This window comes from Nocardiopsis sp. M1B1 (assembly GCF_052466615.1).
Map to the genome: position 1 here is coordinate 1,263,787 of NZ_CP196194.1, position 14,729 is coordinate 1,278,515.

The window sequence follows — 14,729 nt, forward strand, 5'->3', positions numbered from 1 at the left end:
CCCGGCGCCGCGGGTGCCCTCCCTGTACATCATTAGTTGGACGTCCTACTATCTCGGTATGGCGAACACCACGAGCGGCCCCAGCGGCGGCGGGGCCCAGGAGATCGAGGCCGGACGCGAGCGCTGGCAGCGCCGCTACGACTCGGCGCGCACGCGCGACGCCGACTTCACCTCCCTGTCCGGGCGCACCCTGGAACCCGTCTACGGCCCCCGTCCCGGCGCCGAGGTCCCCGGTTTCGAGCGCATCGGCTGGCCGGGGGAGTACCCCTACACCCGCGGCCTCCACGCCACCGGCTACCGGGGGCGGGCGTGGACCATCCGCCAGTTCGCCGGGTTCGGCAACGCGCGCCAGACCAACGAGCGCTACAAGATGATCCTGGCCTCGGGCGGGGGCGGGCTCTCGGTCGCCTTCGACATGCCCACCCTCATGGGCCACGACTCCGACTCCCCCCACGCGCTGGGCGAGGTCGGCCACTGCGGCGTGGCCATCGACTCCGTCGCCGACATGGACCTGCTCTTCGACGGGATCCCGCTCGGCGAGACCACCACCTCCATGACCATCAGCGGTCCGGCCGTCCCGGCCTTCTGCATGTACCTGGTGGCGGCCGAGCGCCAGGGGGTGGACATCCGCACCCTCAACGGCACGCTCCAGACCGACATCTTCAAGGAGTACATCGCCCAGAAGGAGTGGCTCTACCCGCCGGAGCCCCAGCTGCGGCTGATCGGCGACCTCATGGAGTACTGCGCGGCCGAAATCCCCGCGTACAAGCCGCTGTCGGTGTCGGGCTACCACATCCGCGAGGCCGGGGCCACGGCCGCCCAGGAGCTCGCCTTCACCCTCGCCGACGGCTTCGGCTACGTCGAACTCGGCCTCTCCCGCGGACTGGACGTCGACACCTTCGCGCCGGGGCTGTCCTTCTTCTTCGACGCGCACATCGACTTCTTCGAGGAGATCGCCAAGTTCCGCGCCGCCCGCCGCATCTGGGCGCGCTGGCTCCGGGACGTCTACGGCGCCAGGACCGAGAAGGCGCAGTGGCTGCGGTTCCACACCCAGACCGCCGGGGTCTCCCTGACCGCCCAGCAGCCCTACAACAACGTCGTGCGCACCGCCGTGGAGGCGCTCTCGGCGGTCCTGGGCGGTACGAACTCGCTGCACACCAACGCCCTGGACGAGACCCTGGCGCTGCCGACCGAGCAGTCCGCCGAGATCGCCCTGCGCACCCAGCAGGTCCTCATGGAGGAGACCGGGATCGTCAACGTCGCCGACCCGCTCGGCGGGTCCTGGTACCTGGAGTCGCTCACCGACGAACTGGAGGCCGAGGCGGAGCGGATCTTCGCGCACGTCCTGAGCATGGGCGGGGGCGAGGGCGCCGAGCACGCGATCGGCCCGATGACCTCCGGCATCCTCGCCGGGATCGAGAACGGCTACTTCAGCTCCGAGATCGCCGAGTCCGCCTTCCAGTACCAGCAGGCGCTGGAGAAGGGCGACAAGAGGATCGTGGGCGTCAACTGCCACACCAACACCGTCTCCGGTGAACTGGACATCCTCCGGATCAGCCACGAGGTCGAGCACGAGCAGAAGCGCGCGCTCGCCGAGCGCCGCGCCGCCCGCGACGGCGCTGCCGTGGACCGGGCCCTGGCCGCCCTGCTGGCGGGCGTGCGCTCGGACGGGGGCAACCTCATCCCGCTGATCATGGACGCGGCCCGCGCCGAGGCCACGCTCGGCGAGATCTGCGCGACCATGGGGGAGGAGTTCGGGACCTACACCGAGGACCCGCGCTTCTGACCCGCGTGGGGCGGCCGGGGGCGCGACCCCTGACATGCCTCCCCGGGGCGCCCGGGCGGTGCCCCCTCGGACCCCCGCCCGCGGGCGCCCCGCGACGCGGGGGACCGGAACCCGCGCGCGTCCGCACGGACTCGTCCACAGGCGGTCCACGTCCCGCCCGCGCATACGGCAGGATGGAGGCATGCAGCCTTCGGACTTTTCACCGAACAGTGCCGTGGACCTCGGCGCGCGCAAGGCGGCCATGGAACGCGAGGCCAAACAGCGCGCGGCGGAGTCGGCGGGTCGATCCAACCCCTACGCCGTCAACGTCGACGAGGCCACCTTCCAGGCCCAGGTCCTGGAGCGGTCGATGTCGACCCCGGTCGTGCTGGCCGTCCTCGCGGGCTGGTCCGAGCAGTCCAAGCAGGTCGAGGACGCCCTGGACAGGATCTCCGCGGCCTCCGGCGGCACCTGGTTCCTGGCCAAGGTCGACAGCGAGGCCAGCCCGCAGCTGGTCCAGGCCCTGCGGGTGCCCACCACCCCGATGATCGTCGTGGTGATCCAGGGCCAGCTCCTGCCCGGTCCGGCGGGCCCGGCCACCGAGGAGCAGCTCACCGCCTGGCTGGTCGAGGCGTTCGCCGCCCTCAAGGAACAGGGCGCGCTGCCCCCGGGCCACCCCGGCACCATCACCGGTGAGCCCGGCGCCGAGGGCGCACAGGGCGCGCAGGCGGCCCAGCCCGAGGAGCCCCAGGGCCGCCCCGTGGACGTCGAGGCCCAGGAGGCCCTGGACCGCGGCGACTTCGAGGCCGCCGCGGCCGTCTACGCCAAGGCCGTGGAGGCCGACCCCGGCGACACCGAGTCCAGGGCCAAGCTCGCCCAGGTCCGGCTGGTCGGACGCCTCCAGGAAGTGGACGCGGGCGCCGCCCTCCAAGCCGCGGCCGACCGGCCCGGGGACGTCGCCGCACAGACCACCGCGGCCGACGTCGAGATGTACGGCGGCAGGTTCGAGGACGCCTTCGGCCGCCTCGTCGACACGGTCAGGCGCACCGCCGACGAGGACCGCGACAGGGCGCGCACCCACCTCCTCGGCCTGTTCGAGCTGCTGCCCCCGGGCGACCCGCGGGTCAACGCCGCCCGCCGCAAGCTCACCTCCGCGCTGTTCTAGGGGCCGTGGTCGCTGGGAGGGCCGCCGACCACGGCTCTCCCGCCGGCCACGGGACATAACCCGCGCACAACGGGTACAACCCGGTCAGGAGACGGGCTCACGGCCCGTCGCGGAACTGACAGGTTTACCCCATGGCGACCGACGACACCCCCGACAGACGCGGCGAACCCCTGGTCACGATCTCGGCCACCTACGGCGCGGGAGGCAGCGCGGTGGGCCCCGCCGTCGCCGCCCGGCTCGGCGTGGCCTTCCTCGACCGGGCCGTGCCCAGCGCGGTGGCCGCCCGCATCGGCTGCTCGCTCGACGAGGCGCTCCAACGCGACGACCGCGCCCCCGGCAGGCTCGAACGCCTGCTCTCCAGCGCCGCGCGCCTGCCCACCGTCACCCTCGGCAGCGTGGACACCGCCCTCATCGGCAGCACCGACGAGGAGGGCCGCCTCCTCTACGACCACGAGTTCGTGGAGCAGACCGAACGGGTCCTGGGCGAGGTGGCCCGGCAGGGCGGCGTCGTCCTCGGCCGCGCCGGGGCCGTGGTCCTGCGCGACCGTCCCGGCGCCCTGCACGTGCGCCTGGACGGCGACCCCGACGCCCGCCTGCGCCGGGCGCGCAGGCTGTGGGAGTCCGGCGACCACGGCGAGTGGACGGGAGCCGACTCCGACGAGCCGCCCAACGCGCGCCTGCTCGACGACAACGACCGGGCCCGGGCGGCCTACGTGCGGCGCTTCTACCGCGCCGACCCCGCCGACCCCGGCCACTACCACCTGGTGCTGGACGCGGTGTCGCTGTCGCTGGAGGCCTGCGTGGACCTCGTCGTGCGCGCCGCCCGCGACCGCGCGGCCGCCCCCTCCGAGGGCGCCTGAGCCGCCGCGCATTGCCCGCCGCGACACCCGCGCGCTGGCGTAATTTATGCGATTTTTTACCAGCGCGGTAATTGTCACCTTGTGCTGACGGTTGGGGCTTGACTCAGGTAAGGTAAGGCGACTCGGTCACGGGTCACCCCCCGCCCGGAACCGGGGTCCGAGTGACGGTGCGCGAGCACCGCGCCCACAGGACACACGGCACCCCCCATCCCGCGTACGCGCGCAGGCGGCGCCGTGCACCGGCGAGCGCCCCGGCGGGGCGCCCCGGACGCACCACACCAGCCAGAGCCAAGGAGCAACACGTGGCCACCCTTCCCAGCGTTTCCTACTCCATCACCGTCCGCCTCGAACTGGACGCTGGGGGCAGTGCGGTCGGCAGTCTCACCAACGCCGTCGAGCAGGTGGGCGGCATGATCACCGCGCTGGACGTGGCCGCCGCCGGACACGAGCGCATCCGCATCGACGTCACCTGCGCCGCCCGCGACACCGAGCACGCCCAGGCCATCGTCGACGCCCTGGGCGCCGTCGAGGGCGTGGTCGTGCACAAGGTCAGCGACCGCACCTTCCTCATGCACCTGGGCGGCAAGATCGAGATGAAGTCCAAGGTGCCGCTGCGCAACCGCGACGAGCTCTCCATGGCCTACACCCCCGGCGTCGCCCGCGTCTCCCAGGCCATCGCCGCCAACAAGGACGACGCCCGGCGCCTGACCATCAAGCGCAACAGCGTCGCCGTGGTCACCGACGGCTCCGCGGTCCTCGGCCTGGGCAACATCGGCCCCGAGGCCGCCATGCCCGTCATGGAGGGCAAGGCCGCCCTGTTCAAACGCTTCGCCGACATCGACGCCTGGCCCATCGCCCTGGACACCCAGGACGTGGACGAGATCGTGCGCACCGTGCAGGTGCTGGCCCCCGGGTTCGGCGGCATCAACCTGGAGGACATCTCCGCCCCCCGCTGCTTCGAGGTCGAGGCCCGCCTGCGCGAGCTGCTCGACATCCCCGTCTTCCACGACGACCAGCACGGCACCGCCATCGTCGTGCTCGCCGCCCTGCGCAACGCCCTGCGCGTGGTGGGCAAGAAGCTCGGCGAGGTCCGCATCGCCATGTCCGGCGCGGGCGCGGCCGGAACCGCCATCCTCAAGCTGCTCATGCACGCCGGGGCGCGCGACGTCATCGTCAGCGACGTGCACGGCGCCGTGCACGCCGGGCGCGAGGACCTGGACGCCAACCTGCGGTGGATCGCCGAGCACACCAACCCCGAGGGCTACAGCGGCGACCTGCGCGGCGCCGTGGCCGGGGCGGACGTCTTCATCGGCGTCTCGGCCCCCAACCTCCTCGACGGCGACGACATCGCCGAGATGAACGAGGACGCCATCATCTTCGCGCTGGCCAACCCCGACCCCGAGGTCGACCCGGACGTGGCCCGCCTGCACGCCTCCGTCGTGGCCACCGGCCGCAGCGACTACCCCAACCAGATCAACAACGTGCTGGTCTTCCCCGGCTTCTTCCGCGGTCTGCTGGACGCCCAGAGCCACGACGTCACCTCGGACATGATGGTCGCCGCGGCGGAGGCCCTGGCCGACGTCGTCACCGAGGACGAGCTGGGCCCCAACTACATCATCCCCAGCGTGTTCCACTCCGACCTGTCCACCCACGTGGCCACGGCCGTGCGCGAGGTCGCCCAGCGCGGCCAGGCGGCCGCACAGGCATAACGGCCCGGAAACACCGGCGGTCCGCCCGTCGTTCCGGGGTAGGTGGGAGGGCATGGACCAGCCGATGACCGGGCGCCTCCTGGTGGCCGCCCCCATGCTCCAGGAGGACTCCTTCCGCCGCTCGGTGGTGTTCGTCGTGGACGACGCCGCCGACGGCACCCTCGGGGTGATCCTCAACCGCCCCCTGGGTATGGCCGTGGACGAGGTCGTCACCGACTGGGGCGCCTACGCCAGCGAACCGGCGGTGGTGTTCTCCGGGGGTCCCGTGGGCCTGGGCTCCGGCATCGCCCTGGGGGCGGCCGGTCCCGGCGAGCCCCCGCCCGGCTGGTCCCCGCTGGAGGGCCTGGACCCGGAGCTGGGCCTGGACGGGATCGGCGTGGTCGACCTCGACGGCCCCGCCCGGGTGCTCGGCGGGGCGCTCGGCGCGTTCCGCGTCTTCGCGGGTTACGCGGGGTGGAGCTCGGGCCAGCTGGCCGGGGAGGTCGAGGAGGGGGCCTGGTACGTCGTCGATGCGGTCGCCGACGACGTCTTCACCACCGCGCCCGAGGGGCTGTGGTCGCGGGTGCTGCGCCGCCAGGGCGGGGACATGGCGCTCCTGTCCACCTTCCCTGACGACCCCACCATGAACTGAGCAGCCGGGGCGGGGCGCGGCACCCTATACCGTGGAACGCAGACGTCGAAAGGTGTGAGGCACGATGGCGATGGACATCCTCAACAAGGTCCTCCCGGACAGCGAGACCAAACCGGACATCTCCCACGACGGCGGGGACCGGGAGCGGTTCGCCCACTACGTGCAGAAGGACAAGATCACCGCGAGCGCCGTGACCGGCGACCCCGTGATCGCCCTGTGCGGCAAGGTGTGGGTGCCCAACCGCGACCCCAAGAAGTTCCCCGTGTGCCCCGAGTGCAAGAAGGTCTACGAGGAGATGATGAAGTAGCCCTCCCGCCCGGACGGCCGACGCCCCCCCGGGGAAGCGGCCGCGTGTCCGGCGCGGACCCCGCCGTGCCCGGTCACCGCGCGCGGCGGGCACGACGAAGGCCTTGACACACCGCGTGTGCCAAGGCCCTCGTGTCGCCCGGGGGTCCGACCGGTCCCGAGGCGGACCCCGCGGACCCCGCCCCGCCCCGCGCGGGCGCGCGGGAACCGGTCAGGCGGCCCTAGGCGGCGGACTCCTCGTCCCCGTCGGGGGCGGAACCGCGCCTGCGGGCCGCGTACACCGCCGCGCCGCCCGCGCCGACGGCCACCGCGGCCGCGGTCAGCAGACCGGCCAGCGCGACACCGGTGTTGGGCAGGCCCGGAGTGCCGCCGCCGTCCCCGTCACCGGGACCGGGCGTGGGACCGCCGTCTCCGTCACCGCCTCCGCCCGGAACCTGGACCTCCTCGTCCACGCTCACGGTCAGCGAGACCGGGTCCAACTGCTCCCCGGCGGCGTAGAAGTCCGCGAACGCGGGCACACCCTCGGCGGTCAGGGTCGCGGGGATCGGCTCCCAGCTCAGGACGCCCTCCTCCAGCGCGTAGTCCACACCGGTCAGGTCCAGCTCGGCCAGCGCCACGTCCTCGTAGACCACCGTGTCCTCCCCGCTCAGCGGCTTGCTCGTCACGTCGGCGTACAGCACGCCCGCCGCGCCGTCGATCGTCACGCGCGGGTCGCTGACCGTCATGCTCAGCAGCGGGTCCGCGCCGTCGTGGACGTGGCCCTCGAAGAGCACCGTGCCCTCGAACGCGATGTCGGCGGTGGACGCGGACAGGTCCACCTCACCGCTGCCGTCGGTGAACGCGAAGGTCCCGTCCTCGTTCTGGCTGGCGCCGTCGCTCGGGGTGATCTCGCCCCGGGCGATGTTGCCGGTGATGTAGTCGCGGAAGGACTCCTTGACGCCCCAGTCCGCGCGGCCGTTGTGGACGGTGAGCGGCCCCTCGGCGGGGTCGGTCGGCTCGTCGGTCGGGTCGGTCGGGTCCGTGGGCTCCTCGGTGGGCTCCTCCACGGTGGTGAAGGAGACCGGAGTCCACACGTCCTGGTCGCGGTTGGCGATGTCGGTGTGGTCGTTGAACACCGCCACGTAGCACTGCGTCCGCGCGCAGTCGTGAACGGTGCCGTCCGCCTCGTAGGAGCCGGTCACCTGGAGTTCGGCGCTGAAGGAACCGTCCTCGCCGGGGGCGTCGGCCCCGCGCAGCCACACCGCGCCGGTGTGGTGGGCCGGGTAGGAGCCGGCGGACTGCGGGGCGGCGGTCAGGGCCGCGTAGACGCCCTGGCCGGGGCGGAAGCCCGTGCCCTCGACGGTGACGGTGTCGCCCGCGGGGTCCAGGTCGCTGGCCGGGGCCACCGTGACGCGCGGGTCGTGCACCGGCTCGCCGGGGCCGCCCGGGTCGGTGACGTCGTCGATCCCGGCGGTGAAGGAGAGCGGGTCCATCGGGGCGCCCGCGGCGTAGAAGCCCGCGAACGGCTCCACCGCGTCGGCGTGCAGCGCGCCCGCCGTGGAGGTGAAGGTGATCTCCTCGCCCTCCACGGCCACCTCGGCGCCGGTCAGTTCGGTGACCGCGACCTCGCCGTACTCGACCAGGTCGCCCGGGGGCAGGTTGGGGTTGGCGCCGCCGAACTCGCGGCTGGTGACGTCGGCGAAGACCGTGGCGGTGTCGCCCTCGAACACCACCCGGGGGTCGGAGACGCGCACCTCCAGGACGGGGCCCTGGCCGTAGTCGTGGCCGGTGAAGACGACCGTCCCGGAGAAGCTCACGTCACCGGAGGCGTCCTCCTTGGAGACCGTGCCCCCGGCGGTGGGGAAGTCGACGGTGCCGTCGGCCAGGAGGGTCGCCCCGTCGGAGGCCTCGTAGCCGCCGTGCGCGATCGGGCTGCCCACGTAGTTGCGGAAGGACTCCTTCACGCCCCAGGAGGCGGAGCCCCCGGCGAGGGGGAGCACCTCGTCGGCCGAGGCGGCCGGGGCGGCGGCCACGGCGAACGTGCCGCCCAGGGCGGCCGCGCCCGCATAGGCGGTGAGGAGGCGCAGCGCCCGGCGGAGTCCGCCCGGTGCCGTGCTCCCTCGGGTCGGGGTGGTGGTCATCGTCGGTCCAATCAGTGAGGGGGATGGTGATGGTCGGTCCCCGGCGACTGCCGGGACCTGTGGTGCGGCGGACCCCTGCGGAGCGGGTGCGGTGGGGTGTGCCTGGGGTGCGGGGGGTGGATGGGGCGCCGCGGCGGCGTGCCGAACGGGGGTTCGGCGCGGGCGCCGCGGGTTCCCGCCGTGCCCGCCGGGGGACGGGCGGGCACGGCGGTCTCGGGGGCCGGAAGCCCGTACGGAGGACCGGCCGCGGGTTCAGTCCGTGTCCGCGGGGGCTCCCCGGGCTCGGCGGCGGGTGGCTACCAGTGCCGCCGCGCCGGTCAGGACGGCCACAGCGGCGGCCAGGACCAGGCCGTACAGCGCGCTGCCGGTGCGGGGCAGGGGGGCGGAACCGCTGCCCGGGCCCCCGCCGGCCGCGGCGTCACCGGTACCGCCCGAGCCGCTGCCCGGACTGCCGCCGGACCCGCTGTCTCCCGAGCCCCCGGAGCCCCCGGAGTCTCCTGAGCCGCCGGAGCCCCCTCCGTTCCCGGAGCCGCCGCCGAAGGAGACGGGGACGAACACGTCCTGACCGCGGTCGCTGGAGCGGGTGTGGTCGTTGCGCGTGACCACCGCGCACTCGGTTCCGGGGTCGGCGCAGTCGGTGTTCTCGTCGCTGGCCCTGACCCTCAGTTCGACGCTGAACCCCCCGTCGGCGCCGCCGCCGCTGTAGGGGACGGCCAGCCCCTCCCCGTAGGGCGGCGGGTTGCTGGAGACCCAGACCGAGGCGCCGCTCGACCCCTCCATGTCCACACCGCCGATGCAGGGGCTGGGCGCCTGGTCGGGCCCGGCGCCGCTGGTGTCGCACAGGGCCACGTAGATCCCCTTGGCGGTGTCGTATCCGGAGCCGGTGACCGTGACGGTCTCGCCCTCGGGGTCGAGTCCACTGGTCTTGGAGACGCTCAGGGTCGGGTCGCCCGGCTCACGGGGCACGGGGGCCGCGGGCGCGGCGGGTGCGGCGGCCTGCGGCCGGCTCTGCGGGCCGGTTCGGGGCTCGGTCCGCGGTGCGGGGGCCGAGAAGGCCACCGGGACCCGGCCCACGACCGCGTCGGGGGCCGGTGCCGAGGGCAGCGCCACCGGGGCGCTCCTGCCCGGTCCGGCGAGGACCTCCGGAGCCCGCGGGGAAGTGTCCCCGTCCCGGGGGCCGGCGGCCGTCCCCGCCGGGTCGGCGTCGGTCGCGCCGGTCGTCTCCGCCGGGGCGCGGTCCTCCCCGGAGGACTCCGTGCCCGCGTCGGGCTCCGGAGCCGGGGGAGCGCCCCCGGCGGGGGCCTCGCCGTCCGGCTCGGCGCCGGTCTCCACCAGGCGCACCTCGAAGGGGGCGTCGGAGGCGTCCAGGTCGGCGTCGGCGGCGAACCCGGTGCCGGTGTCCAGGCTGAGGCTGAAGGTGCCGCGCTCGTCGACCTCGACGGTCACCGCGTTCGCGGTGTCGGCGACGGGTTCGCCCTCCGCGTCCGGTACGGCCCAGGTGGCGGCCTCCAGCAGGGAACCGGGCTCGTGCCCGATCCCGGAGACGGTGACGGTGTCACCCCCGGGGTCCAGGCCCCGGGTCCGGTCCACGGTGGTGACGCGTGGACGGACGGGGTCCCGGTCGGGGGAGGGGTCGGGCACGGGCTGGGCGAGCGCCGCCGCCGGGGCGGACAGCACCAGCGCGGCGGTGACGGCCAGGGGCGGGACGAGCCCGCGGCGCCGCCCGTTCCTCGGGCGGAGGGAAAGCGCTGCTTGCATCGGGGGCCTTCGCGTTCGTGCGGGTTCGGTCGGGGTCCACCACCCGCGTGAGGGAAACTTCGGTGAGGTTATGCTTACCTTGGCGAAGTGAGCCTTACCTAACCTGAAGTTCGCGCCGGAACAGTTGAACACCGAACCATCGGGCTTGTCAAGATGATGACGAGGTGTCATAAAAAGCGTTGTCGCATCCCGCTCTCCCGGCGACAGCGCCCGTGCCCCCGGCACACGGAACCCCGAAAGCGACCGCCATGCCCCACACCGTCCCCCGGCCCCTCCCGCGCGAACGCTCCCGTCCCACCGGCCCCCGACCCACCGCCTCGCGAGTCCGCCCCACAGCTCCCCGCGCCCTCGCCGCCGCCTGCGCGCTCGTGCTCGCCCTGGCCGGGTGCACCGGCGGCGCCTCCGCGGACGGGGACCCCGCCGCCTCCGGCGACGCGCCCGGCATCCCCGACCTCGCCGAGAACCGCCTCCAGATCCTGGAGGAACCCGCGGAGCCCCGACTGCCCGTGACCGTCGACTCGGTGGTCCTGGACCCCTACCGCACCAGCTCCGACCCCCTGGAGTACGAGCGGGTCGAGGTCACCGACACCAGCCGCGTCCTCCCGCTCACCGGCAGCCTCGCCGAGATCGTCTTCACCCTGGGTCTGGGCGACGACGTCGTCGGCCGCGACGTCGGCGCCACCTTCGAGGAGGCCGCTCACCTGCCCACGGTCAGCGAGGCGCACGAGGTCTCCGCCGAGAGCGTGCTGTCCCTGGAACCCACGGTGGTTCTCGCCGACACACAGACCGGACCGCCCGAGGCCATCGAGCAGATCCAGAACTCCGGCGTCCCCGTCGTCATCGTGGAGGAGGCCTGGTCCATCGACGAGATGTACCCGCGCTTCGAGCGCGTGGCCGAGGCCCTCGGCGTCCCGGCCAGCGGCACGGCCCTGGCCGAACGCACGCGCGAGCAGATGGCCGAGGTCCGCGCCGACTCCACGGCGGTCAGCGGCGACCCCCTCGTCGCCTTCCTCTACCTGCGCGGCACCGCCGGGGTCTACCTCCTGGGCGGACCCGGCTCGGGCGCCGACGCCATGCTGGCCGAGATCGGCGCCCGCGACGCCGGGGTCGAGATGGGCCTGACCACACCCTTCACCCCCATCACCACCGAGGCTCTCATCGCCGCCCAGCCCGACGTGCTCCTGGTGATGACCAAGGGGCTGGAGTCGGTCGGCGGGATCGAGGGGCTCGTCCAGATCCCCGGCGTCGCCCAGACCCCGGCCGGCGCCGCGCGCGCCGTCGTCGACTTCGAGGACGGCGTCCTGCTCAACTTCGGCCCCCGCACCCCGCAGGTCGTCGCGGCCCTGGCCGACCAACTCGCCTCCGTCAGCGCGGGGGAGGGGGGACGGTGACCGCTCCCGGCAGGCCCGCGGACGGCGTCGCGGGCGACGCCCAGGGCCTCCCCGAAGGGTCCGCCCGAGCGACCGACGGCACGCCCTCCCCCGGGCCGGGCGGAACCAGCGCCTCCGAACCCGCTCCTCCCGCAGCCCCGTCAGGCACATCGTTCACCCCGGCCACCCCGCAGGCCCCTTCCGGAGCAGCCGCTGCCACAACCGCACCGGCCGCCTCGAAGGCCACGACCGCACTGGCCGCCCCGCGGGACCGGCGCACCCTGCGCCGTCTGCGCGCCGTGCTCCTGTTCGCCTCGCTCGCGGGCGGCCTCGTCGCGGTCGCGGTCGTCGCCGCCGGTGCCGGGGCCTACCCCATCCCGCCAGGCCAGGTCGCCGCCTCGCTCCTGCACGCCCTCGGCCTGGAGGCGGGCACCCTGCCCGACCGGATCGGCCACACCGTCCTGTGGGACGTGCGCCTGCCCCGCGTCGTCCTGGCCGTCATGGTCGGCGCCGCCCTGGGCGCGGCGGGCGCCATGATGCAGGGCGTCTTCGGCAACCCCTTGGCCGAACCCGGCGTCATCGGCGTCTCCTCCGGTGCGGCCGTCGGCGCGATCGCCGTCATCTTCACCGGTCTGACCGTCCTCGGCCACTGGACGATCATCGCCTCTTCCTTCGTGTTCGGCCTGGCCACCACCCTGTTCGTGTACGTGTTCGCGCGCTCGCGCGGACGCACCGAGGTCGTCACCCTGCTGCTCACCGGGATCGCCGTCAACGCGATCGCCGGTGCGGCCATCGGCCTGATGACCAACTTCTCCCAGGACGCCGAGATCCAGACCATCACCTTCTGGCAGCTCGGCAGCGTCTCCACCGCCACCTGGGCCAAGGTCGCCGCCATCGCCCCGTGCCTGCTGCTCGGGCTGTCCGTCATCCCCTTCCACGCGCGCCGCCTGGACCTGCTCGCCCTCGGAGAGGGGCCCGCCCGCCACCTGGGCGTGGACGTGGAACGCACCCGCCTGGTCCTGATCTGCGCCATGGCCCTGCTCACCTCGGCCGCCGTCGCCTTCGCCGGGATCGTCTCCTTCGTGGGCCTGGTCGTCCCGCACATCATCCGCATGGTCACCGGGCCCGGGCACCGGGTCCTGCTGCCCGCCAGCGCCCTGGGCGGCGGCCTGCTCCTGCTCGCCGCCGACCTGCTCGCCCGCACCGTCGCGGCCCCCGCCGAGATCCCCCTGGGCGTGGTCACCGCGGCCCTGGGCGGGCCGTTCTTCTTCTACCTGCTGTACCGCACCCGTGCCCGGCAAGGAGGCTGGTCGTGAGCGCCCTCGTCCGACTGCGGCGGCGGGTCGCCGCCGCCGCCTCCCCGCTGTACGGGCCGCCCGCGCGCCCAGCCCCCGTCCCGCCCGGAGAGGAGATTCTCCGGGCCGAGGGCGTCACCGTCCGCCGGGGCGGCCGCGCCCTGCTCGACGGGGTCGGCCTCACCGTGCGGGCCGGGGAGCTGCTGGCCCTGGTCGGGCCCAACGGGGCGGGCAAGTCCACACTGCTCGCCGCCCTCTCGGGGGACGTCACCGGGGCGCCCGGCCGGGGGGATGCCGACGCCGGGACCGTCCGCGTCCACGGCCGCCCGCTCACCGACTGGACGCCCCCCGAGCTGGCGCTGCGCCGCGCGGTCCTGCCCCAGGAGGCGTCGGTCAGCTTCCCGTTCCCCGTCGCGGACATCGTGTCCATGGGCCGCGCCCCCTGGGCGGGGCTGGCCGCCGCGGCCGAGGACGAAGCCCTCACCGCCGCCGCGATGGAGAGCACGGGCGTGTCCGACCTGGCCGAACGGCGCTTCCCCACCCTCTCGGGGGGCGAGCGCGCGCGGGTGATGCTCGCCCGCGTCCTGGCCCAGGACACCCAGCTGCTCCTGCTGGACGAGCCGACCGCCGCCCTGGACATCCGGCACCAGGAACTCGTACTGGATCTGACTTCCCAACTCGCGGAGCGCGGCGGTGCGGTTATCGTGGTCCTGCACGATTTGGGGCTTGCGGCAGCCTACGCCCATCGTGTGGCGATACTCTCCCGAGGGCGGGTCGCCGCTCAGGGCTCCCCCGCCGACGTGTTCACCGCGTCGCTGCTCAGCTCCGTCTACCAGCACGAGGTCGAAGTCCTACCGCACCCGCGTACCGGAGTCCCGCTGGTCGTCCCCCTCAGATAGGGGACGGGTGCACACGGAAGCGTCCACAGGAGTAGGTCGTATTGGTGTCCACAACTGAACGGCAGTTCCACGAGGGTTCCCCCCGGCCCGGACGCGGGGAGGGGCGTGGACGTCGGGCCTCCGGCGGCCGACGGCGCCGCCGCCCCAGGCCCAGGGCCACCCCCGGCGACGTCGTGCGCGGCATCGTCCGGTTCTTCGGCGAGATCATGCTGACCGCCGGACTGCTCATGCTCTTCTACGCCGGATACGAGGTGTACGGCTCCCAGTGGGAGACCGACCGCGAACAGCAGGACCTGGCCCAGGGGCTGGAGGAGGCCTGGTCCGCCGAACAGGCGGCAGCGCAGGCCGGTCCGGACTCCGAGCCCCTGCCGGGCAGCGCCGACAGCCGCCTGTACGTGCCGAGCCTGGACCTGGACTGGGTGGTGGTCAACGGCACCACGCAGGACGACATCCGCTACAGCCCGGGCCACTACACCGAGTACCCCAGCGCCCCCGGCGGCGAGGGCAACTACGCCGTGGCCGCCCACCGCACCCCCGGCCTGTTCTGGGACCTGGACCTGCTCCAGAACGGCGACGTCATGGTTCTGGAGGACGGGGAGAACTTCTACACCTACGAGGTCTTCCGCGACGAGACGGTCCTGCCCACCGACGTGTGGGTGATCGAGCCGGACCCGTTCGACGACGCCACCGACGAGGAGCCGGGCAGGTCCCTGCTCACCCTCACCACGTGCGCGCCCAAGCTGAACAACACGCACCGCCTCATCGTCTGGGCGGAGCTGGTGGAGACCACGCCCAAGTCCGAGGGGATGCCCGACTCGATCGCGCACATGGCTCCCCAGGCCAGCGAGTAA

The 14,729-nt window shown here is 73.9% G+C and carries 12 protein-coding genes; 10 read left to right on the forward strand and 2 right to left on the reverse strand.

Features of this window, described 5'->3' with window-relative positions; genetic code table 11:
• Positions 1-58 precede the first annotated feature (58 nt).
• The 6 genes from ACSTA4_RS05665 to ACSTA4_RS05690 all read left to right on the forward strand — a co-directional run bounded on the left by ACSTA4_RS05665 (position 59) and on the right by ACSTA4_RS05690 (position 6,437).
• On the forward strand, positions 59-1,786 hold the full coding sequence (locus tag ACSTA4_RS05665; protein WP_444962663.1) for an acyl-CoA mutase large subunit family protein: 1,728 nt from the start codon (positions 59-61) through the stop codon (positions 1,784-1,786).
• Positions 1,787-1,967: 181 nt separating this feature from the next.
• Positions 1,968-2,930: a tetratricopeptide repeat protein gene (locus ACSTA4_RS05670; protein ID WP_248773745.1), complete on the forward strand. Its 963-nt coding sequence runs from the start codon at positions 1,968-1,970 to the stop codon at positions 2,928-2,930.
• Between the two features lie 131 nt (positions 2,931-3,061).
• Positions 3,062-3,790 carry a cytidylate kinase-like family protein gene (locus ACSTA4_RS05675; protein WP_444962664.1) on the forward strand — a complete coding sequence of 243 codons (729 nt, stop codon included), beginning with the start codon at positions 3,062-3,064 and terminating at the stop codon, positions 3,788-3,790.
• 302 nt (positions 3,791-4,092) lie between these two features.
• The gene (locus tag ACSTA4_RS05680; RefSeq protein WP_212641280.1) at positions 4,093-5,499 is read left to right on the forward strand and encodes an NAD-dependent malic enzyme; all 1,407 of its coding nucleotides are present in this window, start codon (positions 4,093-4,095) and stop codon (positions 5,497-5,499) included.
• Between the two features lie 52 nt (positions 5,500-5,551).
• A complete protein-coding gene (locus ACSTA4_RS05685; protein WP_444962665.1) occupies positions 5,552-6,130 on the forward strand; it encodes a YqgE/AlgH family protein in 579 nt (192 codons plus the stop codon).
• 64 nt (positions 6,131-6,194) lie between these two features.
• Positions 6,195-6,437 carry a DUF3039 domain-containing protein gene (locus tag ACSTA4_RS05690; RefSeq protein WP_019611444.1) on the forward strand — a complete coding sequence of 81 codons (243 nt, stop codon included), beginning with the start codon at positions 6,195-6,197 and terminating at the stop codon, positions 6,435-6,437.
• Between the two features lie 220 nt (positions 6,438-6,657).
• Here ACSTA4_RS05690 and ACSTA4_RS05695 read toward each other — a convergent pair whose 3' ends face one another.
• Entirely contained in the window at positions 6,658-8,556 is a 1,899-nt protein-coding gene (locus ACSTA4_RS05695; RefSeq protein ID WP_444962666.1) for an HtaA domain-containing protein, read from the reverse strand.
• A 252-nt stretch (positions 8,557-8,808) separates the two neighbouring features.
• On the reverse strand, positions 8,809-10,314 hold the full coding sequence (locus ACSTA4_RS05700) for a cell wall protein (protein ID WP_444962667.1): 1,506 nt from the start codon (positions 10,312-10,314) through the stop codon (positions 8,809-8,811).
• Positions 10,315-10,562: 248 nt separating this feature from the next.
• Here ACSTA4_RS05700 and ACSTA4_RS05705 point away from each other — a divergent pair, with 248 nt between their 5' ends.
• Genes ACSTA4_RS05705 through ACSTA4_RS05720 form a run of 4 tightly spaced genes read left to right on the forward strand, consistent with a single transcriptional unit; the run spans position 10,563 to position 14,729 of the window.
• A complete protein-coding gene (locus ACSTA4_RS05705; protein WP_444962668.1) occupies positions 10,563-11,705 on the forward strand; it encodes a heme/hemin ABC transporter substrate-binding protein in 1,143 nt (380 codons plus the stop codon).
• The gene (locus tag ACSTA4_RS05710) at positions 11,702-13,000 is read left to right on the forward strand and encodes a FecCD family ABC transporter permease (RefSeq protein WP_444962669.1); all 1,299 of its coding nucleotides are present in this window, start codon (positions 11,702-11,704) and stop codon (positions 12,998-13,000) included. Before ACSTA4_RS05705 ends, ACSTA4_RS05710 begins: the two co-directional genes overlap by 4 nt.
• On the forward strand, positions 12,997-13,878 hold the full coding sequence (locus tag ACSTA4_RS05715) for a heme ABC transporter ATP-binding protein (protein ID WP_444962670.1): 882 nt from the start codon (positions 12,997-12,999) through the stop codon (positions 13,876-13,878). The genes ACSTA4_RS05710 and ACSTA4_RS05715 overlap by 4 nt, the downstream gene beginning before the upstream one ends.
• A gap of 41 nt (positions 13,879-13,919) precedes the next feature.
• Positions 13,920-14,729: a class E sortase gene (locus ACSTA4_RS05720; RefSeq protein ID WP_248773750.1), complete on the forward strand. Its 810-nt coding sequence runs from the start codon at positions 13,920-13,922 to the stop codon at positions 14,727-14,729.